This window comes from Saliphagus sp. LR7, assembly GCF_003344565.1.
Lineage (GTDB): Archaea > Halobacteriota > Halobacteria > Halobacteriales > Natrialbaceae > Saliphagus > Saliphagus infecundisoli.
On record NZ_QPND01000022.1, the window covers coordinates 1 to 24,060 of the forward strand.

Consider the following 24,060-nt stretch of genomic DNA (forward strand, 5'->3'; position numbering starts at 1 on the left):
TCTCGCTTACTCACCGCCGCCGCTGCTACAGCGACTGATCGAAGACGCGCAGAAGATCCACCAGCAACGACCGATCCTCCAGGAACAGCTCGCTACCGCCATCCAACCGACTGTTGAGGCTTAGCTAAAGACCAATGCCTTTGAGCGTTCCTGATCTGTAAACTCCGTCTCGTCCTCCCGTCGGTCCCGGTCTCCGTGAAGGGATGGTCAAACGTTGCGCAGACCACTCAATCTTACTTCCGCGGTTGAGTAAATCGTCGTTTTGAGGTCGTTTTCGCGTGTTATAGAGGGATTCCCTCCGAAGCGTCTGTGCCGTTTCAGCAGTGGTGGGTCACCACGTCGGCAGCCCGATGAAGCATGTCCAATCGGTGATGTCTTCCCGGTTCGTCAATCAAAACCGGCAGGCTGCACCGCTCCCAGAGAAATCATGCTACTCGTTCAGGTTAAACCGCGGAAGTAGGATTAATGGAAGACGAATGATTTCAACTCTCATTGAACCCTCTACCCGATTCTGAGCAATCCTCACCGAGTGAATGAACTAATCGTGTCTGGTCTATCTACCGAATAATCGCTCCTCGGCATATGAATTCAAATACTGAAGTCGGGAGTAATTCGTGAGGCGCATACCCTGATTTCGGTGAAGGAATCTTGGAAATAGTGTGCACCGCGACCATATTATTGAAATTAAGATAAGAAAATTCAAATTCTAATATTTTAATTATAAATTATTTATAGTAACCAAAGCATGAGGAGTAGTCACACGCAAGCTTATTTAATCTACTCAATTGTTGTTCGAATATGGGGGTCAGAGACATGATTGATAAGGCTGGTACCATTTTAGACGGCGACAAAATGACCGGTCGGCAAGCGGCGATTTTCATCGGCTTCTGGATGCTCATCACTGCTCTAATTGGAATAATTGCCTATATAATAGTATTCATTATAATTGGCTTCTAACTAAGCTTATAGGATCTCGCTACTCTTATTGAGATTTTCATTGGGAATGAGACCAGCATCATCCATTCTAGGCTCAGTCGATCACGTCGGGTTAGAGTACGCGTCTGCTTGGAGAGTGCGCAACACGCCCAAGCAGACAGTGAGGTCGCGTCGCAAAGCGGTTTAGAGTTTCGCGTTCTCGAGGCTGATGTCTACCACCGATTTTCCTTCAAATCCCACATACGACGTTCACGACGACTCTAACGAAAGAACAGGTGCTCGGATAAAATGCCTTTCTGAGACTGAGAGCAAAGTCTAGAGGACTTTGCGACACGACCGATCGGTTGATTATCCCTGTGTCATGATGAGAGAATATCTTGGTAGGCGTCGAGTGTCCCCTCGACATCGGCCTCAGTGTGCGCGTAGCTGAGGAATTGACTCTCGAACTGATTCGGAGTAAGCAGCACGCCATGCTCGGCCATTGCGGGCCAGAACACCCGTTTCCACCTGTCAGTCTCGCCGGCCGCAACAGCAGCACCGGTTTTCGGACACGTCCTAAATCGTGGACAGTCACTCCGTTGTTCGCAGCCGCTCTGGCAGTGGCCTGTCGTCTCTGGCGGACCATTCCGCGTGAACAACAGTTTGAACATCGAGTCCGTCCCGGCGACAGTGTAGGCAGGAGCGTGGTCTTCGACAATATCCTGGAGACCAGACCGAAGGTGCTCACCGAGCTCGTTCACGTGCCCGTACACGTCGTTCTCCTCAGCGTACCGGAGCGTTTCGAGGCCGGCGGCCATCGTCACTGGGTGGCCGTTGAATGTCCCGGACTCGAACACTTCTCCAGCCGGCCTGAACCCCTGCATAATCTCGGCCTGGCCGCCGATTGCTCCAACTGGGAATCCGCCCCCGACGATCTTTGCAAACGTCGTCAGATCCGGCATAATCCCGTACTTGCCCTGCGCGCACTGGAGCCCGCCGACGCGGAAGCCCGTGATCACCTCGTCGAGGATCAGAAGCGCGCCGGATTCGTCGCACAGATCCCGGAGCGTCTCGTGGTAACCTTCGACCGGGGTGACGATTCCGTGATTGCCCAGTAGTGGCTCGGTGAGGACGGCCGCGATGTCATCGCCATGGCGCTCGAAGACACTCCTCACTGCCTGCTCGTCGTTGAACGGGACGGGCAGCGTCTGTTCTGCGAATGCTTGTGGAACGCCAGCACTGCTTGGGCGCGATCGTTCTGGCGTGCCTTTGACGAGGAACGACTCGTGGCCCCCGTGGTATCCGCCCTGCATCACGACGATTTTTTCGCGCCCGGTATGACCACGGGCTAGACGGACAGCGGCCGACGTTGCCTCTGTCCCGGAGTTAACGAAGCGGAGCGTCTCGACCGATTTGACGTGTGATGCGATGAATTCGGCCAGCTCGATTTCGAGTTCGGTCGGCGCGCCGTACATTGGTCCTGCGGCAACCGCTTCGTCGATGGCCTCACGAACGAGCTCGGGCAGATCGTGACCGAGTAGTAATGGACCATACCCCATGATGTAGTCGAGATATTTGCTTCCGTCTGCGTCAACGATGTGACCGCCCTCACCGTGGTCGACGAACGCTGGCGTCGGTTGCGGGTCAGCCCGAACTGGCGAGTTAACGCCGCCCACCAGCGAGGAAATCGCTCGGTCGTACAACTTCTTTGAATTCGGCCCCGTCATTGATTTATTTCACTTTGATAATTTCGACGGACGTGTACTATGTTGGCCGGCAGGCGTGTCAGAAACTCTTGAAGCGACGCGGAGTGGTCCTCATGTTCAGGGAAATTAGCAGGGCAGATCATCTACCAGTCCTCCTCGGCGTAGGGGTAGCTCCAGAGCGCAACCTGGAGCGTGACTGATTTAAACCACGCATGATACATCGCGTCGACCTCTTCGGCACTGTGATCACCGTCGTCGAGGAAATCTCGAATCGTGGCGGTAATCGGGTAAATGAAAGCGATGACGTATCGGAGGTCGATGTTCGGGACGGCGTCGACGTCGTCGGCCTGGTTCTTCTTTGTTCGATGATGCCGGCGAGCGATCTCGAACTGGTAGTCAAGCCACGCTTCGTCGTACGGGGTGTCACAAGTATCCCGAACCCATTGCACGAATCGGTCACGTACTCGGTCGAGATACCCGTCGATCGGCTCTCCGTCAGGTTGGCTGAAATAATAGACGAGGAAGTCGTGATCACCGACGAAGCCGTACCAGACATCAAGGATTTCGCCACCCTGTGGTCCGAGAATGTCACCTGCTTCCTGAAGATGCTCCTCGTCCTCTTCGGTGAACATCACGGTCTGCTTAAGCTGGTCGAACTCGTCCATACCGATCGGGGCCTCTTGGACTGAGTCTTCGCCCATCGTGTAGCCGGGGATCTGGTCGTTGCTCATCTGGAATTACCTACATAGTGCTACCACGCTTGGGGCCATAAATGAAGTAGTTATTTTGAAGGTAGTAGCTACAATAGAGTGAACTAGGTAGTCTCATGGGAACAGACTCAGAGACCGGACTTCCGGAACCGACCGAGTGGAGTGGCATCTGGGAAGTGCTTGGATGTAAGTGGACATTCCACATCCTTCGATTGCTCGCCCGCGGAGATGAGCAGTTCAATCAGATTAAACACAGTATCGACGGGATACCGGCAAGTACCCTCTCGACCCGGCTCAAGAGTCTGCAGAAAGAGGACGTCGTCGTCCGAGCGGTCGATGAGTCAGCGACGCCTCCGACTGTCTCCTACTCGTTGACTGAGAAGGGTGACGAACTCGCAGGGATCATCACGCAGATCGAGGAACTCGAACAGCGGTACGCACACGACTGACAACATTGTTCCGTGCTTTGGTCGTGGAGAACCGTTCGATGCCGCCAGTTCTGTGACAGAACACGAACTGTTTGCTACTCGCCGGCTACGCCACCTCGTCAGCGATGGTTCCAGTTTGAGTTCGGTACGATCCGGCTCGATTTCTGCTTAGAGCCCGTCTCACCCCTCCATTGAACGAGAACGGACGAGGCCTGCAGCGTCTGGAAGCCGGTCGTTCTCTATCAGTCTGTCGCCGGATCGGGTATCTCTGAACTGCCGTCCCTCGCGATGGCGAACCGCTGGATATTGAAGGCACAGTACAGTGCGATACTGCCAATGAGTGCGGAGACGACGAATGCGACTGACAGCCCGTGGACGGTCGCGCGGGACGTTTCGGCGAGTCCGAGCGCCTGTCGGATGGCGGCGATCGCGTGTTCGCTTCCGTCAACGGGGACGAGGATGTCGTCGTACATCTACCCGATCACTCCGAAGCCGAACTGAGCGAACGGCCAGAAGTAGTAGACGAGCACACCGGTGATGATCCCCGGCACCGTCGTGTAGATAGTTGCGACGATAGCAGCCTTCAGGTCAATGGCCATCAGCGGGAACAGGGCGTCACCATCCTGGCTGATCGCGTTGGCCGTCAACGCCGAGAACGGGATGGCCTCCTCGACGGCGTACAACTGTGCGAACACGATATGGGCCGCACAGCCGGGAATCAGCCCGATGAGCGCACCTCCGATAGGGGCGAGCACGCCCGCCGCCGCGGCAAGTCCCTGAATATCGAGCCCGGTAATCAGCAGCCCGTACTCATAGAGAAGGTAGCCGGCAATGACCCAGACAGTGACCATCGCAGTCTCCATGGCGGCGTGTTGAAACGTCTTGTAGAGCCTGTCTAAAAAACAATTTTGAGCCGAATTTCACGGAATTAGAACCGATTACAGCGTTTATTACGCCGATTTACCGGCAAGACAATCATTTTTGGACAGGCTCTGTACAGGCTCTCGAAGGACTCCCTGGCACGACCGGTTTCACCCTCACCGATGTAATGCTTCCCGACGAAGTACAGGTAGAACGAGAGAGTGGTGCCCACGAGGCCGGCGACCGTGAACAGTCCGTCGTACGTGAGCGCGAGCTCCCAGATCGGCTCTTGGGCACCTTGCGCGAGGTACATGATGCCAGCGACTAAGGCTCCCGAGAGGACGACCCACCAGAGGCCGTGGATTGCGTGGCTAATCCGTTCCATAAGGCTGGATTGCGGGAGGTAGCTCGGCAGGCTACTACCGTGGCCGTGATGGTCTGGACTCTCGTAGTCAGGTATACTTGGACCGCCCTCGGCAACACTCGTTGTGGCGAAGCCGCCGTCGGTCATCGGTTGACCGATGCGGTCAACCGCGCGGTCAACGCGGCCCACACCGAGTCCCCAGAGGTCGATAGCGTAGCCAAACAAGATTGCGGAGATAAACGCGAGTCCGTACGCGTACAGCGCCGCCTCGGGTGCGAGTGCGAGGATAATAAAGGCGGAGTCGCCCGCTGTCGCCGCAAGTGCTGCGACGACAGTTCCGAAGCTGACCGTCCCACGAATATACAGCGGCATCGCAATGATGGCACCACCACACCCCGGCGTCAGCCCCAGCAAGGCACCGGCGAGCGGCTGGGCCCGCTCATTCTCCTCAAGCAGTTTGGTGAGTTTCTCGTCGAACCGGTACTGGACGAGGCTAAACAGGAGGATGGTCGCACCGACAAAACACGAAACCTGGACAAATCCCTCGCGCCAGGAGCCGATGAAGATGTTGAGAATCTCCTGTACGGTGGGGCTAAACGCTCCCAATGGTAGCTGCAGCGGTATCATCTGTTGATTTCCTCTGCCGCGGTTCGCCTGTTGACCTGCCTACCTCCGTAGACGCTTGATCGATGGCCTCTGTTTTGAGTCTCTTCGTCTGCCGGACGTGTCGTCTGATGTCCTCATGAGTTTGTGAACAAGCCTCGGTGCCGCCCCTAAAAACAAAAAACTACTGGCCTAATTAATAGTTTAGATATATCTATTCTCTGCAGAGTCCTCTGATGAGGCACTCGAGACAATTCTCACTTTCTAGAGTACGCGACTCGTCCAACGTGGTGCAGTCGTTCGCTGGTGAGTATGATAACAACCGTACCGAGACAATAGACCGTGCAACCTCCTCAGCGCGATGGTTTGTAACTTACAGTCGTTCTGTTACAGTTGGTAGGTGGATCTCCCCCCTTATTCGCATTCGCGGTAGTTGGGGTGATATTAACCACCAGTTCACTGGGAAACGTGCTGTGGAGGACTGAAATTAAACGAGGAAAAGTGATTGAACCGTCGTGGGGGTTACTCTCTGTAATATGCCATATGAGCAACCCCCCGACCTGAGAAACGTCTGCATTGAGAGAACAAGTCTCAACTAATTCTGGCGGTGAGGCCGTTATTCGTCGAGAAGCGCCCGAAATGAATTCGCCGCGAGGAGACCGCCACTCGTCACGACCGCCCCCATCGCAATCACCGGGTTCAGCAAGCCCACAGCCGCGAGTGGAATCGTGATCGCGTTATAGAGAAGCGCCACCGCGTTGTTCTGCCTGACGCGGCGCCGGGCCGCAGCTGCGAGATCGAACGTCGTCTCGACTGCCGAGAGGTCGTCGTCAACGATGGAAACATCCGCGGCATCAGACGCGAGCGCAGTCCCACCACCGAGCGAAATCCCCAGATCGGCCGTCGCGAGGGCCGGGGCATCGTTCGTTCCATCGCCGACCATCGCGACCTGTCCCCGGGACTGGAGCCGGCGAATCGTCGCAGTCTTGCCCGTAGGCGGAACCCCTGCAAACACATGGTTGACTCCGGGGTGAGTGCTGAGGAAGTCAGTGGCGGCCTCGTCATCGCCGGTCAGAACCACGATCTCCATATCACGGGCACTCAGCTGCGTGAGCGTGTCGTCCCAGCCCGTTCGTGGCTCGTCGCCCACGACGATGACACCCTCCGCACGACCATCACGACCGACGATAACCGGAAGCCGCCCGACGTCACGAGCCGCTGTCGCCCGGGTTTCGATGCTGTCGCTCACCGACCACTCCTGATCCGTGAAAAGATCGAGATTGCCCACGAGAACCCGCGTGTCCTCGACAACCCCTTCGATCCCGGTCTCATGGCTCGTGAACTCGGAGATGCCCCCTGCTCGCTCGCGGTCGTCTTCATTCGCGACCCCACCATCGGCTCTGGGATCCTCACCGGCTTGCTCCTCCTGCGCAAATGCACTCACGATCGCGTCCGCCGCCGGATGTGATGCTCGTTGCTCAAGGTCTGCGACGGCCACCAACAGATCCGCCGGAGCATCCGCGTCGAGGACCTCCATCCGGCCGGTCGTGATGGTGCCTGTCTTGTCGAAGACGACGACGTCGACGTTCAGAAGGCGCTCGAAGACGGTTTCGTCGAACACGACGATGCCACGAGTCACTGCTTCCTCGATACTTGTTGCGACGGAGAGCGGCGTCGCGAGCCCGAGTGCCCATGGACACCCGACCAAGAGCACTGACAACGCCGTCAGGATGGCGAGCGGGACGCCAGCCCCACCAGGAGTGACCAGCCACCGGCGAGTACCGCTCCCCCTACGACGACTGGAATGACGAACGACGCGAACCGATCGGCCTGTCGCTGGACGCCGTGGTCCCCACTCTGGAGATTCCAGACCGACGTGATGAGCCGGTCGATACTGCTGGATGCACTGTCACTCACCGTGACTACAGCAGCGCCATTTGTGACGACCGCGCCGCCGACGAGGTCGTCACCTGCCCGCTTCTGGACCGGGAGCGACTCGCCCGTCACGACCGCCTCGTCGACCGTACACTCGCCTTCGACAAGCACCCCATCGACCGGGATGCGTTCGCCCTCACGGACGAGCACGCTCTCTCCTGGTTCGAGATCACTTACGTCGACCGTCGTCGTGGTCCCGTCGGCGTCGTATCGTCGGGCATCAGTAACCCGTGAAATGGTAAGGTTCGTCAGGCGGTCCATCGCCCGCTGCTTGCTCAGTGATTCGTAGAAGATCGCAGCCACCACGCTCGCGGCAACCACGATCGTTAGGTCGTAGAAGACGTCGATCCGCCCGAGGAGAAAGGCGAGCGTGCTGTACACGTAGGCGCTCACGACAGGGAGTGCGACGAGCAGGTCCGTGTTCGGTTGTCGCATCTTCAGACTGACATAGGCGCCCTGTAACAGCGGGAGGCCGGTGAACACCAGAACCACACCCGTCAGAACGAGAAAGAGCGGCAGAATCAACAGGCCATCTCCACCGCCGATCCCAGACGCACTCGCGTACATGCCAAGCGTCCCATCACCGAAGAACGACGAGAGCTGCGCCGGATAGAGAAGTACCGCATACGGGAGGAGCATGAACGTCCCGAAAATAACGCCCGCAGCGTAGCGAAACCCGAGCACCTCGTCGATGTCTCGTCTACCCGTCTCGTCTTGCCGCCGCGATTGCCCGACCGCAGTCGGTGCATTATCACTGCCACCGTCACGACGCGTTGCCGTATAGCCGAGCGGACTCAGCGACTCACAGAGGTCGTCCGCCGAGATGCTCGTGGGATCGTACTCGACGCGAATCGTCTCGGTGACGTAGCTCGCTGCAGCGTCGGTGACTCCCGCACAATCTTCAGCTATCGATTCCAGAAAGGCTTCACACGTCGCACAGTGCATCCCATCCACCTGCAGGAACACAGTGCGGGACTCCGTCTGAGATTGGCCAGTACTACTGTCGGAACGGAGACTCCCGGTACGGGCCGCATCCGGTTCCCTTCGCCCGGATTCCTCATGATTCTCTCCGCCCCTCTCACCGAGTGTTTGCTGAACATCTCGACATCCAGAGCAGCAGAACACGGTATCGCTGTCTCCGATGATCGGGTCACCCAGAATCTCTCGACCACAGAGCGCGCATGTAGCAGACTGGGAGTGAGGAGAAGACAGAATCACTCACCACCACTGGTCGGCATTGAGAACTCCGGATTGGTAGATGATGTGTCCCTCACCGAGGCTTGCCATTACCGGTGGCTTAGATGCGTAGATACTAAACGGTGTTCGATGGAAGTAGCTGCCTATGGAAATCTCGAGTATCGCAGTCGATGAGTCCGTCTCGACCGTCTTTCCCCCCGAACAACTGCGGGACGCCCTCACTGACATCGTCGACGTAGCAATCATCGATGCTAGCGCCGACTCACTCGAACCGTACGACGCTGTCGTCACGATGGCCTATCACGAGAGCTACCTCGAGGGAGTCGACTGGATACACTCGATTCAGGCCGGTGTGGATCGCTTCCCTTTCAACGAATTGCGCGAGCAGGGGGTGATCCTCACGAACAGCAGCGGCATCCACGGTCCGGCGGTCGGCGAGACTGTCGCGGGATACATGCTTTCGTTCGCACGTCGACTGCTGCCAGCCGTGAAATCGCAGACTCAGTGGGAGTGGTCGCCTCCCGCATGGGACGACGCATATACGCTGGCAGACGAGCGTTGTTGCATCGTCGGATTAGGGACGCTCGGACGGGGAATCGTGGACCGGGCGACCGCGCTCGGACTCGACGTCGTCGGCGTTCGTCGCTCCGGCGACCCTCTCGACGGGGTTCGAACGGTCTACACACCGGATGACCTCCATACAGCGATCCGGGATTCGAAGTTTGTTGTGCTCGCAGTACCGCTCGTCGACGAGACTCGCCATCTGATGTCCACCGAAGAATTCGCGACGATGCGAGACGATACAATTCTAATTAACGTCGCGCGTGGCCCTGTCGTCGACCAGGCGGCGCTCGTCGACGCCATCGAAGTTGGGGAGCTCGGTGGCGCTGCACTCGATGTCTTCGAGGCGGAACCGCTGCCCGAGGAGTCTCCACTCTGGGAGTTCGAGGAGGTTCTCATCACCCCCCACTGCGCGGGGTTCACCAAGGACTACTATCAGAATGTCGCGAATCTCGTCCGGGAGAACCTCGCCCACATTGACGCTGGCGAGGAACTCGTCAATCGGATCGTGTAGCCGAGTGGCTTGAGATTACGCAGATCGAACAGATCGAACAGAGGCACACGATAGACTTCCACTATAGCTGTTCAGTGATATGCTCCTTGAGCAGCGTCCGGTGACAGCGTTTCTGGTCGGTGTTTTCGAAACAGACGAAGACGAGGTGTTCACCATCACGAATCCGGTCCGTGAGTTCAGCGACTGCCTCCTGAGCATCCGCAGCTTCGGTGAGATGTGTTCGGTACCGGTCCTCGAATCCGACCTCGTCCCAGGCAGCATTATGGGCGCCTTCGTCACACATCCCCTGCATTTTGAAATCCTCGTGGCGCTGTTTGAACTCGTCGAGGAGGTCTGGGGGTGGACCGAGTGCCGGGTAGTTCTCGTCGATCGTCGTTCTGAACCAGCCAGTTGGCCGTCCTACCACACCCACGAGCGTAGCCTCCAGGGAGATGTCTACGAGATCATGCTGTAGCGCTGCGACGTACGTGTCCTCGAGGAGATCAGAGGTGGTCACGATCTCTGTCTTTGCCGTTTGGCGCCCAGCGTAGTCAACCTCCCGGTGGATGTCTATGGCCCCTGCCCGCTGGGGGTTTTGTGATAGTTCGCAGAGCGAGAATATGGCCGGCCTATTACTACTTCGGCGGTTGGGCGTGGATGGCGTTTCGGGCTCATTCACGAGCCTTGCTGTAGTGGCTACAGACTCGGCGAACGGCAGTTGCAGAGATTTCGAAGCCATATATCCCGAGGAGTGTCATCTTACTCGTCACAGAGGAAAGCAGTCATCTTCTCTTCAAAAGCGAGAGACTGCAACGACTTCGATCCAGTCCATGCTACTCGTTCATCGGCAACCGCCGAAGTAGTACTATGCTGTCAAGACTATCCAGCGGGCAGGACGACCGACATCGATTCGTGCAGCGGATTGACGCATTACTGCCGGAGTACGATCCAAATAGAGACTGCACGTCCAACAGGTATCGAATCAACGTCTGTCTGTCGATATCGAAAGCTATAGTCCGATTTGTGAGCAAGAGATAGAGGAATGTCGTGGATCTTGCTCTTCGTAGCTGGCCTGTTCGAGATCGCTTGGGCAATTGGCTTAGAGTATTCTGACGGGCTCTCAGAACCAATCCCGACAGCGGGTACAGTCATCGCGCTCATCATCAGCATGGTGTTACTCGCGAAAGCGATACAAAACCTGCCGATCGGGACCGCGTATGCTGTCTGGACGGGGATCGGCGCAGTTGGCACTGCCACGCTCGGCATCGTCTTATTCGACGAACCGGCGACGAGTGCCCGTCTCCTCTTCATCTCCGTGATCGTCTTCGGGATCGTTGGCCTCCACTTCGTCTCTGGAGGGCACTAACAACACGGCTCAAGTGTGTCATAGAACTCTTCGCAAGGGGTGATTTCACCTCGTTCCGGTGAATCACCCCTCAGTTGGTTTGCGGAATAGACCGACTGGCAATCATCCTATGTAGTCTGTGCTTGAACTGTCTCAACACAAATTCTCGATACCGTCTGGGAATTTCGAAACCCACCTCGATTCAACAGAGACAGAACGTCGATTCTTCGAGTCCTTCATACAGTCCGCCGGAAAGATACTTGAGCCCGGTATCGCAGGCGACCGTAACGACAGTGGCATCTGGCTCACGATTGGCGGCAATTTGCTGGGCAGCTGTAACGTTCATCCCGGTACTCGTTCCGACGAGTACCCCCTCTTCCCGCGCTATCTCGCGAACACATTCGATGCCATCCTCATTCGGGATTGTGTACACTCGGTCGTAGGCGTCGTCGTCAACCAGCGGTGGTGACCCGACGATTGCCGTCCCCTGTACACTGTGTTCACCAGTCGTTCCCTCTGTGAGGACCGGGGACTCTGCAGGCTCGACGACAGAGATCCGAACATCGGCATCGGCCTCGCAAAGTGCTCGGGCAGTACCCATCGCACAACCACCAGTACCGACGATCATAACAAACTCGTCGACGTCGGGTCGTTGATTGAGAATTTCGTTCCCGAACGCCTCGTACCCGTCGAGCTGGTCGTGATTCTCGAACTGGTTGGTGCAGTACGCGCCAGTCTGGTCACGGACCCTCAGCGCTTCTTCGCGGAGGTCGTCGAACAGTCCATCGTATGCGGTTCCATCGGGTGTTTCGATAAGATTGACCTGTGCTCCGAGTGCGCGCATCGAGGCAATCTTCTCGTCTGCGACGCAGTCCGCCGTGACGACGTGAAACGGGTGTCCGAGAACGGCACAGACGAATGCGAGACTCGTACCGGTGCTTCCACCGGTGAACTCAACGACGGGATCACCCGGTTCGAGGTCTCCCCGCTCCCGGGCGGCCTCGACTATGGCAAGTGCCATCCGGTCTTTGAGACTTCCCGTGGGATTTGCCCCCTCCCACTTTACAGAAATCGACGCCCCGTCATTGGGACGAAGTGAGGGAAGATCGACCATCGGTGTTTCACCGATTGCCTCTATCGTATTCGGATAGTTTCGAGAGCCCATACCGGAACGATTCCCAATCTATGAGGTTAGAGGTACCGGTTAGAGGCTTTGTGATCGTTGGATTGGGCTCGGGTCACTGCTTTCCATGTACTGATTATTTGCCGGACACCGCATATCGGTTTAAATATCCTCCTATGACATCTCACAGATCGGCAACTTGGCGTTCGGAGGAGTTACCAATCGTACTCTTGGTGAATCTGGCGACCTTCCTCGTTCAACAGCGGGCCGACAACGTCGCTGACGCCGTCCAGGATTTCCCCGCACCGAACTGTTGGCTCGCTTCCGGTGAACGCCGCGATTTCATCACTCCCGACACTGTAGACGACACGCTCGAACCCAGCTGTCGCCATCCCGCCCGCACACATCGGGCAGGGTTCAGTGCTCGTATACATCGCCATCGCAGCGCGCTCATCGGCATCGTACTCTCGGCACGCGCGGTACGCGAGATGGAGTTCGGGATGGCGGCGGATATCATCCTCCGTAATCTCGCGGTTCGAATCGCTCATGATGACTGTATCGTCGCGGACGAGCACGGAGCCGAACGGTTTGTCGCCACGAACAGTAGCCTCACGCGCGAGCTCGAAGGTTTCGCGCATATGTGCGTCGTGATCAAACTCGTCGAAGTTGGGAGCAGTCACAACTGTATAGTTGTCTTTGCCGATGGGATACGTGTTTGGAACGGCGATCGAAGATTTCGTCTGGACGGAGGACGGCTCCTATCGGGGGCTCATCCTTCGAGCGGTGATGACGTTGATTGTTGTGACAGAACACGAACTGTATTGCTACTCGTCGGCTACGAATCCTCGTCAGCGATGGTCCCAGACCGAGCCCGAGTGAGGAGCATGATTGCCGCTCCAAGCATCGCCGTATTCTTCAGGAACTGGATTTGCTCGGATCGCCTATCTCTATCTTCATGATTCCAGAAATCGTGCATCGTAGGTGTGATACCGAGGAACCACGCGACGATTGCCGCGGCGGCGAGTCGTGGTGCACGCCAGAGCATAATCCCTACACTACCCAGTAATAACATCCCACTCGCCGCTGGAACAAGGATATCGGGCAGCAGTACGTCCTTCGCCTCGGCGTATTCGATGCGACCATCTAACTCGCGGAGGTTCTCGGTGGCAGTATAGGCGAAGACGCCGCCGTACAGAAGCCGGCCGAGTCGTGACGGAGCCATTAAGAGTCCTCCGATCGTGGTTGGCATCGACTGCTTATTCGTTGCTCAGAGAGATTATTCACTACCGATTTGGATGTGGGGATTAGAGGGTGCTGGCTCATATCCATAGATTGGATCCTCTCGACGAGAAGCAATCGAAGTAGAGTGATCTCTGACTGCCGAAGATATCAGCGGCAACGACGAGAATATCCTGCCAGTGAATGTCGGGACCGATGCTCTCAATGCACGTGTTCCCCAGTGCCCGTTTCTATTCGTGAGCCGTCCACGTGAATGGGTTCGAGAATCTGGTCAATTGTCGTTCGACAATTTTTGTCCTACGACAACCGAACTCTGATTCGATTCCTCCTCCGAGAGAGTGACACAGTGACCAACACCGACCACGTCTCCGAAACGCTCACCCAGTGGTGGATGACCCTCGAAAGCGGCTGGCAGGCAGTCCTGCTCGGTTTCCTCGCACTCCTGGTCGTTTCTAATGGCGTTTCGATCCCGTGGTGATCGAATGAACCGAACGCTCTTCCCCGGCCTTGCGCTCCTCCTCGGGATCGGACTCACCGGACGGCTCGTTGCCACTGTCATCCCGGTGCACCACCTCATCATCACGATAGCCCTTGGACTCCTCATCGGGAATCTGTACGGGATTCCGGACTGGGCGCAGACTGCCGTCGGAACCCACAAGCTCTGGCTCGAACTCGGCATCGTCGTCATGGGTGCGAGCGTGGCGCTTGACCGCGTCATCGCGGCCGGGCCGGCGATCCTCTTGCTCGTTGTTGCCACGGTCATTACGACCATCGTCGTCATCGAACTCCTCGCACGGATCGTCTTCGTCATCCAAGAGGAAACCGGCTCGCTTCTCGCCGCCGGTTCGGGTATCTGTGGCGTGTCGGCTGTCGTCGCCATCGCCGAGAGCATCGCTGCTAACGATACCCGTATCGCATACGCCGCTGCGACCGTCCTCCTGTTCGATGCGACGACCCTCTTCGTCTATCCGCTCGTCGGCCATACACTCGGTCTCTCTGAGACAGTCTTCGGCATCTGGGCTGGTTTGACGATGTTCAGTACCGGACCTGTCACCGCTGCTGGTTTCGCGTTCTCGAAGACCGCTGGTGAGTGGGCACTCCTCGTGAAACTCACTCGAAATTCCTTAATCGGTCTCGTCGCCATCGCCTACGCCATCTACTACGCCCGCACAACCGCTGAGATCGAATCGAAGACTGTCACGGCGGACGGTGGAACTGCTGGAAGCGCCATCGAGTGGCGGTTCCTGTGGGACACGTTTCCGAAGTTCGTCATCGGCTTTCTCGCCTTGATGGTTGTCGCGAACCTCGGCTTTCTGAGCAACGCGGAGGTCACTTCGCTGGCGAATCTCTCCGACTGGGCGTTCCTCATCGCGTTCGCCGGGCTCGGACTCGATATCCAACTCGATGATCTCCGATCCACGGGGTACAAGCCGATTCTCGTGGTGCTCACTGGCCTCGTGATCGTTGCGACAGTGATGCTCTTGGTCGTACAAACGCTGTTCTGAGAAACCGGGAGCGCTTTTGTCGAGCGACAACTATCGACGTACGATGCGGGAGTTCACGTTTGCTATCGATTACGAGAAGGGCGTCGACCCTGTGATGGATGTCTTTCTTGATCATTCGACGCTTAGCGCGCACTCGCTCGACGCAGTCGTCGACGAACACGCTTTCTGGCGGATGGAGCACGTTACCGGTCCCGAGACGGCTCTTGACCGTCTCGAAGACATCCGATTCGACGACAGTTGCTGTGGGGAAGCGATCACCGAACAGCGGTGCGCGGCTGAACGCCATCACGACGTCGTAGAACGTTCGACGAACGAACTCGTCCTGTATTCGTACCTGGCAGATATCCGTCAGTGTGAGTCCGTTCATACGCTCGCCGGGAAGCATCTGCCCGATGGACTGATTTTCGAGACCCGGCAGCATGAAGGAACGTGCTGGTGGCGTGTTCTCATGCGCTCGGATGAGAAAATCGGCATCTTCTACGATGAACTCGGAGCGAGACTCCACAACGGGCTCTCGTTCAAGATGGGCCATCTCCGGGATGCCACTGAATGGCGACGGGAGCAGGTGACGGGTGGAACGCTCCCGGAAGAGCAGGAGACTGCGCTCCGCACAGCCGTCTCGGGGGGGTATTACGACCCGCCACGGGAAACGACGCTCGACGAACTCGCTGTCGAACTCGGCATCCCCCGGTCGACGCTCTCCTATCGGCTCCGACAAGCCGAGTCGAAACTCATCCACCGATACATCGATCAGGACGAAACCACGCGATGGCTCGAATAGCTCCGTCGGTGTGTGACAGCAGGAGATTAATGCGTGCGCCGACTAATCCACGGATATGACTACTTCTTCCACCGATGCAGTCGTCTCTGTCGGGTGGCTCGTCGACCGACTTGACGAGGTGCAGAAAGATGACCCGTCGATACGTTTACTTGAAGTCGACATCGATCCCAGCAACTACGAGCACGAACATATCCCCGGTGCGAGCAAGGTCGACTGGCGAACCGACCTTCAGGACCCGACGACCTTCGATGTGCCATCCGAAGCGGCGTTTGAAGAACTTCTGGGTGCGCTTGGCATCCGCCCCTATTCGACAGTCGTCATCTACGGAGATATGATGAACTGGTTCGCAGCGCACGCCTACTGGCTCTTCACGTACTACGGGCACGCGGACGTCCGTCTGCTCGACGGAGGACGGGATTTCTGGGAGGAGCGCGATGCGCCGCTCACGACCGAGGTGCCGGAGTTTACGTCGCAGTCGTACGTGGTCGATGAGAACCAGCTGGACATCCGAGCTGACCGTCCCGGTGTCATGGATGCGATCGAGAGGGAAACAGCACTCGTCGACGTGCGAACACCCGAGGAGTACCGTGGTGAGATACTCGCCCCGCCCGGGTGGAATGAGGGCGTCCAGCGTGGTGGGCATATTCCCGGTGCGCGTAATATTCCGTGGAATCAGGTCGTCGAGAGTACCGGCTGTTTCAAACCTGAAGGCGAACTCCGATCGATGTACAAAGAACACGGTATTGACGAAACCGAGGACGTGATCACGTACTGCCGCATCGGTGAACGGTCTGCACTGACATGGTTTGTTCTCCACGAGGTGCTCGGGTACGAGGACGTCCGGAACTACTACGGGTCATGGGTCGAGTGGGGGAACACAGTCGGGGCACCGATCGAGAAAGGCCAACGCGCGGCCATCAAACGAGAATAAGTCGGTTTATAAACATTGCTGACAAGAGATTCTCCGAGATCGAGTGATTCTGATGAAGAGCGGTTAAGATTCTGTAGCTCGGAGTTACCTACTGAGGAATGATTCCAAGTGACGGATAGGATGAAGGCTGTTCGTATGCATGAGTTCGGTTCGCCGGATGTTCTCATGTACGAGGATGCGCCCCGCCCGGACCTGCTCGATGATGACGTTCTCGTTCGGGTTCACGCAGCGGGTGTCAATCCAGTCGACTGGCGGATTCGCCAGGGAATGTCGATGGCGTCGATGCTGCCCGAGAATCCGTTTCCGCTCGTTCTCGGGATGGATGTTTCAGGCGTCGTCGAGGAGGTCGGCGCGTCAGTTACCGAATTTGAGACAGGCGACGCAGTGTTCGGTGTCAATGGGTTCCCGGAGTTGGGTTCCTATGCGGAGTATTCAGCCACACCTGCCAAGCAGCTAGCCCCGAAGCCTGAAACGCTCGATCACGGAGAGGCAGCTGGCGTGCCGGTCGTCGCACAGACCGCCTGGCAAGCGTTATTCGAGTATGCTAACTGCACGGCCGACCAGCGGGTCTTAATCCACGGCGCAGCCGGGGGCGTCGGGCACATGGCCGTCCAGTTGGCGAAGTGGAAAGGGGCAGAGGTAGTCGCTACGGCGTCGGGGTACAGCGAAGACTATCTCCGGGAGTTAGGCGTCGACGAGTTCGTGAACTACCGCAAAGAGCGCTTTGAGTCAGTGATTGGCGATGTCGATATCGTCGTGGATACAGTCGGGGGTGAAATCCCAGCACGCTCAGTTGACGTCCTCAAGGAACATGGGGTGCTCGTTTCAGTCGTTGGACAACCATCCGGAGCGCTCACCAACAACCACGACATCGATGTACAGGTGGTAAGTGGGCGGTCGAATTCCCCATCGCTGCTAACCACCATTAACGAACTGATTGACGCCGGGGAAGTACGTCCCACAATCAGTGCCGAATTCCCACTCGAAAATGCAGCTCAGGCACACGAAATAGGTGAGACAGAACACATACAAGGGAAACTCGTTCTCAACGTAGCGTGATTCGGCGTGTCGTACATTGAATTGGGATTTACAGCCAATATCGAGTGGAACTACCACCTCAATTCTTGTGACAATAATATTAGATCTAATCCTCCAACACCGATCAACGTGACCATCGCCCTGTAGCGGATGACTTACGGGGTGCACTTACCGAGAGAGTAATAGAACACATGGAATGGATACGGAAACTCCGGAACTCGCCAGCAGCAGCCGTGATTTTCGCGAGTACGCTCGTCGCTGTCATGGGTGTCTCACTCATCAGCCCTGTACTCCCAGCGGTACAGGAGGCGTGGAACATTTCGGAGGCACAAGCCAGCCTCTTGCTGTCGGCGTTCACGCTCCCCGGAATTTTTCTCACACTCCCGATTGGACTGCTAACCGACCGCATCGGTCGGAAACCGATTTTAATCCCGGCACTCATCGTCTTCGGACTCAGTGGGGGCGGTATCATTTTCATTTCCGATTTCACCCTGATTCTCGCATTGCGAGCGATCCAGGGCACGGCGAGTAGTGCGATCGCGATGCTCACTGTCACACTCCTCGGGGACCTCTATTCCGGTGAACAACGGCGAGTGCTGATTGGGACCAACGCGGCGATTCTCGCGGTGGGTGCTGCTGGCTATCCGCTCCTCGGCGGTGCGCTCGCAACAGTCGCTTGGTCGGCTCCCTTTGCGTGTTTCCTCCTCGCACTGCTCGTCGCTGTACCCGGCATAACCTTGCTCGAGGAACCACGGCGCGACGAGAACGATACGAATTCGAGTATCCGTGCGTTCCTCACTGGACCCACATCAATGACTCCGTTTGTCGTGCTTTATCTCGCAATCTTCGGTATCTTCGTCATCCTCTATGGTGCGCAACTCACTGCCGTTCCGTTTCTGCTCGCCAATGAATACCATCTCTCCTCAGCCGGTATCGGCGTTCTCGTGGGATTACCCGCGGTCACGATGGGAGCGACAGCAATGCAAGGTGATCGCGTGCTTCGGTCGCTCACGAGCTTCCAATCGATCGCGCTCGGATTCGTAAGTTACGGGGTCGGACTCGCCATCGTTGCCGTGGCGGACTCTATTTACGTCGTTGCTGGCGCACTCTTACTGTTCGGTCTCGGCCAGGGTCTCGCAGAACCGATTACCGATACTGCACTCAACGAACGAGCACCGGACGAATTTCGCGGGAGTATCATGAGTATTCGAACGAGCGTACTTCGACTTGGCACGACGGTCGGCCCGCCGCTTAGTGTCGGAGCTGCAACCGTCTTCGGGTATCAACGAACACTATTGGTTTCCGGCGCCGGTGCCTTTGTCATTGGAATAACTTGGTTCACAGCCAATCGTTTATGACATTTTTATACCCACTCATTCACCTATAGACAGGAAATTCTTTCCAAACCTAAACAGTGCTGTTTGGAAATATAATAGTGGAAGAATTATATTACTACTTTCACGTCGGTACTCGCTGAATCTGATTCACTTCGAAATTTATGGCGGTCGAAGAAGGAATGCACTGAATCCCGCAACGACCGCCAATACACCACCTACGAGGAACGTCATCGACCAGGATGTCATCGTGATGAGGACACCAGCGAGTACACCGCCAGCGACGCCCCCACCGACTTTTCCGAGATAGACCAACGCATAGTTAGTCGAAGAGTGTGCTTGGCCGTAGTAGTCACCGACGATGCTTGGAAAGAGGGCGAACTGCGGGCTCCAGAAGAACGTCGCAATGATGACGGCGAGGATGAATCCCAGACCGGAACCAATCTGTCCGAACCAGACGAGCAAGAACAAGCCAACTCCTGTCAAGATTGACGAAATTGCGATCGCCCACTTGCGGTTGACCCAATCGGAAACGCCGCCCACCACAACTCGACTGATCCCGCCGACAAGAGCGAGTACTGTTGCAGAGGCAGTTCCAACAACCGCTGTGAGTCCAAACTTCTGAGCAAACGAAACGACCTTTGCAGTCAGCATCAGTCCCGCCGTATTCACGAAGGCGAACATGCCCAGTAACGTCCAAAACTGCCACGTTCGAATCATCTCACGCCAGGTGAATCCTCCGTTCTCCGTCGTTACTGGGTCTCCAGCTGTCGCAGCGGTGGGCGACGTTTCTTTGTTCCAGCCAGTTGGTGGGTCACGGAGGACGACTGCGCCACAGATAACGCCGAACCCGATGAGGACGCCCATGTTTCTGAGGACGCTAGAATACGCCCCTGGTGTTGCATTGGCACGGATATAGGGAATGAATACGGCACTTCCAGCAGCAAACGCCATGGTTCCGATCCCGGTCGTGAGTCCTCGATAATCGGGGAACCACTTCAGCGCGGAATTGATTGCGACTGTATATACGATGCCGACACCCACGGCGCCGAGCGAATACAGCACATATATCTGCCAGATAGCAGTCGCGTACGCGAGCCCAAGGTAGCCGCCACCGGCGAGAACGCCGCCAAGAAGACTGATTCGACGGGGACCGTGATTATCTCGCCACCACCCGATAGGGAATTGTGAGAGCGATTGAAAGGCGACGAACAGCGTAAAGACGAGTCCAAGTGCCGGGAGTGGGATGGACAAGTCCGTTGCCAGTGGGCCCTCGATTGAGGACCAGACGTACTGGTACGGGCTGACCAACGCCATCATTACAGCTGCTGCGATGATTTGCCACCATCGAGAGAATCCAAGAATCTCTCGTGCACGCTCGGCGAGGCCACTCATCTGCTTGATGCCTCATTTCTGACCTCTTGGACAGTGAGTCGGGCTAATTGCTCGAAATCCACTGACTCCGGTGCGATATCGATCTCTAGCCCATTGTCACGTATCGCACGTCCCGTCGGAGCGCCGATTACGCCGATGACCGTTTCGTTTAACCCACGTTTGAGTTCCGCCGCATTGTCTTTTTCCATAGCAATCTCGAGGAAGTGGTCGACAGTTTTGGGTGACGTAAATAGTAGCCCATCCAATTGACCATCGATTGCAAGCGAGACTGATCGACCAGCTGTGTTCGGTTTCTCCAATCGGTATAACTGAGTTTCATGGACAGCTGCACCAGCTTCTTCTAGCCCTCGGACCAAGACATCGCTTCCATGTGCACTCCGGGCGATCTCGACGGTCTTCCCTCCAACCTCGTCTGCCAATTCCTCGACGAGTCCTGCGGAAGTGAACGTCGACGGGACCACATCAACCGAGTACGCCTGATTTCGTAGCGCGGTCGCGGTCTGTCGACCGATTGCACACACTGTCTCCCCATCTGGCTTCCATCCACGCTCTACAGCGAGTTCGACTCCAGTCGTACTGGTGAAGATGCAATACTCCGCCTCACGAGGCTGTTTCCCCGTCGGACAGATGGTCAGCATCGAATCTGCGATTGGTGTAACACCTAGTGATTGAAGATAGTGGATCGCCTCCTCAATACGAGTATCATCAGGGCGGAGGACAGCCACCGTCGGCTTGGGCATAGTAGATACTCCATCGTTGATGGCCTTGGGTGTACCGAGAATCACGCGACCGAATCCGAGTCTTCAAATCATCGGTCTGGTTATCCAAGTGCATGGACAACGACGACTCACACGACCATGTCGTCCCTGGGAGTGAAGAGGAACTCAATACGCCTGACGTTCAAGGCTACGACTTTCGCGGCGAGTTTGACTTCTACGAGATGCTCGACGCCTACGCAACGACGGGATTCCAAGCGACACAACTCGCGGAAGCTATCGATATCGCCAACCGCATGCAGGAGGCGGACGCCACTGTCTATCTCACGTTTACCTCGAACATCATTTCATCGGGATTACGGGAAATCGTCGCGTATCTTGTGCAAGAAGGATGCGTTGACGTTCTTATCACGACATCCGGTTCGCTGACCGAAGATGTCATCAAAACTTCCAAACCGTTCAAGATGGGCGAATGGAACGCAGACGAGGCAGCACTTCGTGAGCGCGGCATCAATCGGCTCGGTAATCTCTTCGTCCCATCCGATCGGTATGTGTGGTTAGAGGAGTATTTGAACGACTTTTTCGACGACTTCTTTGCGGAGGAGAAGGTCCGAACGCCAACGGCATTTGCACGAGAGTTAGGAAAGACGATTGACGACGAGGACTCGGTATTGAAGCAGGCAGCGGATAACGACGTGCCGGTGTACTGTCCGGCGCTGACTGACGCGGAGGTCGGGAACTTCCTCTATTATTATCGCCAGGGCCACGATTCAGACGTCGGTATCGAGATACTCGACGACTACGACTCACTCATCGAGGCCGGGTTGCTTGCAGACACGACGGGGCTCATTGCCGTCGGCGGTGGTGTTCCGAAACACCATGCGATCATGACGAACCTCTTTCGCGGCGGGGCGGATTACGTCGTTTACATCTCGACGGGGATGGAGGGTGATGGGTCGCTGTCGGGCGCACCACCGAACGAGGCAGTTTCATGGGGGAAAATCAAGGAAGAGCGAGCGAACTATACGCTGATCGAAGCAGAGGCGACACTGGTCTTCCCACTGCTTGTGGCCGGAGCTTTCAGGTAACTGCCGTTCTGGTCCTGACAACTCCAGTTAAAGATTGTTAGAGGTTGATTTAAACTTTATATTCAGTGGTTCCACTGTTAGAATCAATGGTTTGGTCTGTGCGGCTCGACGACGAGGAGCACGAAACAGAGCGATCAGACGGCGAAACTGAAAGTACTACCTGTTCAGAATTCGAATCGGGCAAGATCGTCCAACACTCTAGCCAAGGGGAACAAATCTGTGAAGAGTGCGGACTCGTTATCGAAGACGAGCTAGTGGACTCTGGCCCAGAATGGCGAGCATTCAACCATCAAGAACGCCAGGAGAAGTCGCGGGTCGATGCTCCAATCACCAACACGATCCATGATGAGGGCTTGACCACCCAAATCGAATGGAAGGATAAAGACGCATACGGTCGCGCAATTTCATCAAACGCTCTTGTGGCGAAGATTGTTGGTGACTCATAGCGCTGTTTCGAGGATGGTCTTGAGTGCTTCTTCTCCCGGTTTTCGCAAGACTTGATGGCGGAGTTGGAACGCTCTGAGATACGGCGTGAGCTTGTCCTTGGAGATACCTCGATGGGGCGAGAGCCAGGATCGCACCAGCGATCCGTGGCTCTCGCAGGTATTGACGTGAACGTCTCCAGCGACGTATTCACCGTCGCCGTGGACGACGTATTCGCGGGTGAAGGCGTCGTCTTCGCCAAGCGGTTCGTAGGCTCGAAAGCCATCGGTATAGACGGCTCCGTTGAATCACTAGACGGCGTCGGGGTACGGCAGTAGATCAAAGGAATTGAAGCGGGATAGTGGCGATTGCTATGAACGTCACCACCCGCTTCGCAGAGGAGTTTGTCTCGCTCGCAGAAAGTTATTCCGACGATGCTGGCGAACCTGCCGCCCCGGAAGGTGGCGGCAGGTTCGCAGAATACGCAATGATTTCGCTCCACGGGATGCGGATTTTCCTCGGCAAGTCCTACGAGATGAGTCTGGACATTCTCGCGACGATGACGCCAATACTCGGGGGGATCGGCCTTGAACCGGCCGATTTCCCTGATCCGTCTACGTTGTATAATTGGTTCGACCGAATTACGATCGACGTCTGGCGAATGCTACTGCGCCACTCGGCGCAGCTGCACAACGCGTCCGATCACGTTGTCGTTGACGCGACCTACTACGATCGATCAAGTGCGAGCAAGCATTACTGCCAACGAACGAATTACCGTGTTTAGACGATCGAAGCCACGAAACTCGTGGATACAGATTCGCAAGCGATCCTCGACGTCCACTGCACAACCCCAGTTGCCACAGCTTAGTCCTACTTCCACGGTTCCATCTGAACGAGTAGCACGGTCTCTTGGGAGGCAGTGCAGTCTATCGGTTTCGATTGACAGGCCAGGAGGACGTCATCGATTAGACATGCTTTCACCGCGAAGCCCGCGCGGGAACCCAGCATCCTGAATCGACCCAGACGCTACGGAGGGACTTCCTCTGTAACACCCGAAAACGACCTCGAACCGCCTTTTTGGCTAAACCGCGGAAGTAGGATTAGTTGAGGGTTCAATAATCAACCCCAATTGAATTGGTGGTTCGATTATCACCCGGCAGAGTTACCCTTATACACTTAGTATTGTTTTACCGAGCCCCGGTCACAGACCGGCGGCCTGATCATAATGAGAGACGTCGACATCGACTCCGACGAAGCAAGCCCCTACGAGTGTTTCGAGTGTGGCACCATCATCGTCGCAGAGGACAATCCCGGTACTTGTCCGGACTGTGGCGGCTCGATGCGCAATCGATGGACCCCTATTGAGTAA

Annotated in this window: 21 protein-coding genes and 5 pseudogenes; 14 read left to right on the plus strand and 12 right to left on the minus strand. The window is 56.5% G+C overall.

The features are described 5' to 3' along the window. Positions 1-798: 798 nt before the first annotated feature. Positions 799-957 (plus strand): hypothetical protein, encoded by a 159-nt coding sequence (locus tag DVH23_RS23820; RefSeq protein WP_157972511.1) that lies wholly within the window; start codon positions 799-801, stop codon positions 955-957. A 338-nt stretch (positions 958-1,295) separates the two neighbouring features. Here DVH23_RS23820 and DVH23_RS19450 read toward each other — a convergent pair whose 3' ends face one another. Both DVH23_RS19450 and DVH23_RS19455 read right to left on the minus strand, forming a co-directional pair. Next, positions 1,296-2,642 (minus strand): glutamate-1-semialdehyde 2,1-aminomutase, encoded by a 1,347-nt coding sequence (locus DVH23_RS19450; RefSeq protein ID WP_114579062.1) that lies wholly within the window; start codon positions 2,640-2,642, stop codon positions 1,296-1,298. Between the two features lie 122 nt (positions 2,643-2,764). After that, positions 2,765-3,352 (minus strand): protoglobin domain-containing protein, encoded by a 588-nt coding sequence (locus DVH23_RS19455; RefSeq protein ID WP_114579063.1) that lies wholly within the window; start codon positions 3,350-3,352, stop codon positions 2,765-2,767. A 95-nt stretch (positions 3,353-3,447) separates the two neighbouring features. Here DVH23_RS19455 and DVH23_RS19460 point away from each other — a divergent pair, with 95 nt between their 5' ends. Then, positions 3,448-3,780 (plus strand): helix-turn-helix domain-containing protein, encoded by a 333-nt coding sequence (locus tag DVH23_RS19460; RefSeq protein ID WP_114579064.1) that lies wholly within the window; start codon positions 3,448-3,450, stop codon positions 3,778-3,780. 221 nt (positions 3,781-4,001) lie between these two features. Here DVH23_RS19460 and DVH23_RS19465 read toward each other — a convergent pair whose 3' ends face one another. The 3 genes and pseudogenes from DVH23_RS19465 to DVH23_RS25315 all read right to left on the minus strand — a co-directional run bounded on the left by DVH23_RS19465 (position 4,002) and on the right by DVH23_RS25315 (position 8,467). Further along, positions 4,002-4,232, minus strand: a complete 231-nt coding sequence (locus DVH23_RS19465) for a universal stress protein (RefSeq protein WP_114579065.1) — start codon at positions 4,230-4,232, stop codon at positions 4,002-4,004. Next, positions 4,233-5,611 (minus strand): annotated as a pseudogene (locus DVH23_RS19475) (putative manganese transporter). Positions 5,612-6,203: 592 nt separating this feature from the next. After that, positions 6,204-8,467 (minus strand): annotated as a pseudogene (locus DVH23_RS25315) (heavy metal translocating P-type ATPase). A 397-nt stretch (positions 8,468-8,864) separates the two neighbouring features. Here DVH23_RS25315 and ddh point away from each other — a divergent pair. Then, on the plus strand, positions 8,865-9,794 hold the full coding sequence (gene ddh / locus DVH23_RS19485) for a D-2-hydroxyacid dehydrogenase (protein WP_232833835.1): 930 nt from the start codon (positions 8,865-8,867) through the stop codon (positions 9,792-9,794). A 61-nt stretch (positions 9,795-9,855) separates the two neighbouring features. On the opposite strand, the gene DVH23_RS19490 is transcribed toward ddh, so the two are convergent. Then, on the minus strand, positions 9,856-10,290 hold the full coding sequence (locus DVH23_RS19490; protein WP_114579094.1) for a DUF488 domain-containing protein: 435 nt from the start codon (positions 10,288-10,290) through the stop codon (positions 9,856-9,858). 525 nt (positions 10,291-10,815) lie between these two features. Between DVH23_RS19490 and DVH23_RS19495 the strand changes: the two genes are divergently transcribed. Then, a complete protein-coding gene (locus DVH23_RS19495; RefSeq protein ID WP_114579067.1) occupies positions 10,816-11,139 on the plus strand; it encodes a multidrug efflux SMR transporter in 324 nt (107 codons plus the stop codon). A gap of 181 nt (positions 11,140-11,320) precedes the next feature. On the opposite strand, the gene DVH23_RS19500 is transcribed toward DVH23_RS19495, so the two are convergent. From DVH23_RS19500 to DVH23_RS19510, 3 genes are all read right to left on the minus strand, one after another. Continuing rightward, the gene (locus DVH23_RS19500; RefSeq protein ID WP_114579068.1) at positions 11,321-12,283 is read right to left on the minus strand and encodes a PLP-dependent cysteine synthase family protein; all 963 of its coding nucleotides are present in this window, start codon (positions 12,281-12,283) and stop codon (positions 11,321-11,323) included. Between the two features lie 173 nt (positions 12,284-12,456). Next, on the minus strand, positions 12,457-12,921 hold the full coding sequence (locus DVH23_RS19505) for a nucleoside deaminase (RefSeq protein ID WP_255565287.1): 465 nt from the start codon (positions 12,919-12,921) through the stop codon (positions 12,457-12,459). 155 nt (positions 12,922-13,076) lie between these two features. Further along, positions 13,077-13,463, minus strand: coding sequence for a DoxX family protein (locus DVH23_RS19510; RefSeq protein ID WP_232833837.1), 387 nt, complete (start codon positions 13,461-13,463; stop codon positions 13,077-13,079). Between the two features lie 363 nt (positions 13,464-13,826). Between DVH23_RS19510 and DVH23_RS25065 the strand changes: the two genes are divergently transcribed. The 6 genes from DVH23_RS25065 (at position 13,827) to DVH23_RS19540 (ending at position 19,093) form a co-directional block, all read left to right on the plus strand. Next, positions 13,827-13,958, plus strand: a complete 132-nt coding sequence (locus tag DVH23_RS25065) for a hypothetical protein (protein ID WP_255565288.1) — start codon at positions 13,827-13,829, stop codon at positions 13,956-13,958. A gap of 4 nt (positions 13,959-13,962) precedes the next feature. After that, positions 13,963-14,985 carry a YeiH family protein gene (locus DVH23_RS19520; RefSeq protein ID WP_114579071.1) on the plus strand — a complete coding sequence of 341 codons (1,023 nt, stop codon included), beginning with the start codon at positions 13,963-13,965 and terminating at the stop codon, positions 14,983-14,985. Positions 14,986-15,028: 43 nt separating this feature from the next. Continuing rightward, on the plus strand, positions 15,029-15,766 hold the full coding sequence (locus DVH23_RS19525) for a helix-turn-helix domain-containing protein (protein ID WP_114579072.1): 738 nt from the start codon (positions 15,029-15,031) through the stop codon (positions 15,764-15,766). A 55-nt stretch (positions 15,767-15,821) separates the two neighbouring features. After that, positions 15,822-16,697, plus strand: a complete 876-nt coding sequence (locus DVH23_RS19530; RefSeq protein ID WP_114579073.1) for a sulfurtransferase — start codon at positions 15,822-15,824, stop codon at positions 16,695-16,697. Positions 16,698-16,862: 165 nt separating this feature from the next. Next, positions 16,863-17,756: an NADP-dependent oxidoreductase gene (locus DVH23_RS19535; RefSeq protein ID WP_232833838.1), complete on the plus strand. Its 894-nt coding sequence runs from the start codon at positions 16,863-16,865 to the stop codon at positions 17,754-17,756. A gap of 170 nt (positions 17,757-17,926) precedes the next feature. Beyond that, positions 17,927-19,093 carry an MFS transporter gene (locus DVH23_RS19540; RefSeq protein WP_114579075.1) on the plus strand — a complete coding sequence of 389 codons (1,167 nt, stop codon included), beginning with the start codon at positions 17,927-17,929 and terminating at the stop codon, positions 19,091-19,093. Between the two features lie 138 nt (positions 19,094-19,231). Here DVH23_RS19540 and DVH23_RS19545 read toward each other — a convergent pair whose 3' ends face one another. Continuing rightward, positions 19,232-20,389, minus strand: a complete 1,158-nt coding sequence (locus DVH23_RS19545; RefSeq protein WP_114579076.1) for an MFS transporter — start codon at positions 20,387-20,389, stop codon at positions 19,232-19,234. A 71-nt stretch (positions 20,390-20,460) separates the two neighbouring features. Further along, entirely contained in the window at positions 20,461-21,204 is a 744-nt protein-coding gene (locus DVH23_RS19550; protein WP_114579077.1) for a uroporphyrinogen-III synthase, read from the minus strand. Positions 21,205-21,296: 92 nt separating this feature from the next. On the opposite strand from DVH23_RS19550, the gene DVH23_RS19555 reads away from it, so the two are divergent. Both DVH23_RS19555 and DVH23_RS19560 read left to right on the plus strand, forming a co-directional pair. Beyond that, positions 21,297-22,268 (plus strand): deoxyhypusine synthase, encoded by a 972-nt coding sequence (locus DVH23_RS19555; RefSeq protein WP_114579078.1) that lies wholly within the window; start codon positions 21,297-21,299, stop codon positions 22,266-22,268. Between the two features lie 86 nt (positions 22,269-22,354). Next, a pseudogene (locus tag DVH23_RS19560) lies at positions 22,355-22,678 on the plus strand (TFIIB-type zinc ribbon-containing protein); the annotation flags it as partial. 30 nt (positions 22,679-22,708) lie between these two features. Here the strand turns inward: DVH23_RS19560 and DVH23_RS19565 are convergent. After that, positions 22,709-22,987, minus strand: a pseudogene (locus DVH23_RS19565) (transposase); the annotation flags it as partial. 77 nt (positions 22,988-23,064) lie between these two features. On the opposite strand from DVH23_RS19565, the pseudogene DVH23_RS19570 reads away from it, so the two are divergent. Beyond that, a pseudogene (locus DVH23_RS19570) lies at positions 23,065-23,541 on the plus strand (IS5/IS1182 family transposase); the annotation flags it as partial. A gap of 375 nt (positions 23,542-23,916) precedes the next feature. Then, positions 23,917-24,060: a rubrerythrin-like domain-containing protein gene (locus tag DVH23_RS19575; protein WP_114579080.1), complete on the plus strand. Its 144-nt coding sequence runs from the start codon at positions 23,917-23,919 to the stop codon at positions 24,058-24,060.

Coding starts and splice junctions, on each gene's coding strand:
- DVH23_RS23820 (WP_157972511.1), top strand. CDS start 799: ATGGGGGTCAGAGACATGATTGATAAGGCTGGTACCATTTTAGACGGC.
- DVH23_RS19450 (WP_114579062.1), bottom strand. CDS start 2,642: ATGACGGGGCCGAATTCAAAGAAGTTGTACGACCGAGCGATTTCCTCG.
- DVH23_RS19455 (WP_114579063.1), bottom strand. CDS start 3,352: ATGAGCAACGACCAGATCCCCGGCTACACGATGGGCGAAGACTCAGTC.
- DVH23_RS19460 (WP_114579064.1), top strand. CDS start 3,448: ATGGGAACAGACTCAGAGACCGGACTTCCGGAACCGACCGAGTGGAGT.
- DVH23_RS19465 (WP_114579065.1), bottom strand. CDS start 4,232: ATGTACGACGACATCCTCGTCCCCGTTGACGGAAGCGAACACGCGATC.
- ddh (WP_232833835.1), top strand. CDS start 8,865: ATGGAAATCTCGAGTATCGCAGTCGATGAGTCCGTCTCGACCGTCTTT.
- DVH23_RS19495 (WP_114579067.1), top strand. CDS start 10,816: ATGTCGTGGATCTTGCTCTTCGTAGCTGGCCTGTTCGAGATCGCTTGG.
- DVH23_RS19500 (WP_114579068.1), bottom strand. CDS start 12,283: ATGGGCTCTCGAAACTATCCGAATACGATAGAGGCAATCGGTGAAACA.
- DVH23_RS19510 (WP_232833837.1), bottom strand. CDS start 13,463: ATGGCTCCGTCACGACTCGGCCGGCTTCTGTACGGCGGCGTCTTCGCC.
- DVH23_RS19520 (WP_114579071.1), top strand. CDS start 13,963: ATGAACCGAACGCTCTTCCCCGGCCTTGCGCTCCTCCTCGGGATCGGA.
- DVH23_RS19525 (WP_114579072.1), top strand. CDS start 15,029: ATGCGGGAGTTCACGTTTGCTATCGATTACGAGAAGGGCGTCGACCCT.
- DVH23_RS19530 (WP_114579073.1), top strand. CDS start 15,822: ATGACTACTTCTTCCACCGATGCAGTCGTCTCTGTCGGGTGGCTCGTC.
- DVH23_RS19535 (WP_232833838.1), top strand. CDS start 16,863: ATGTACGAGGATGCGCCCCGCCCGGACCTGCTCGATGATGACGTTCTC.
- DVH23_RS19540 (WP_114579075.1), top strand. CDS start 17,927: ATGGAATGGATACGGAAACTCCGGAACTCGCCAGCAGCAGCCGTGATT.
- DVH23_RS19545 (WP_114579076.1), bottom strand. CDS start 20,389: ATGATGGCGTTGGTCAGCCCGTACCAGTACGTCTGGTCCTCAATCGAG.
- DVH23_RS19550 (WP_114579077.1), bottom strand. CDS start 21,204: ATGCCCAAGCCGACGGTGGCTGTCCTCCGCCCTGATGATACTCGTATT.
- DVH23_RS19555 (WP_114579078.1), top strand. CDS start 21,297: ATGGACAACGACGACTCACACGACCATGTCGTCCCTGGGAGTGAAGAG.
- DVH23_RS19575 (WP_114579080.1), top strand. CDS start 23,917: ATGAGAGACGTCGACATCGACTCCGACGAAGCAAGCCCCTACGAGTGT.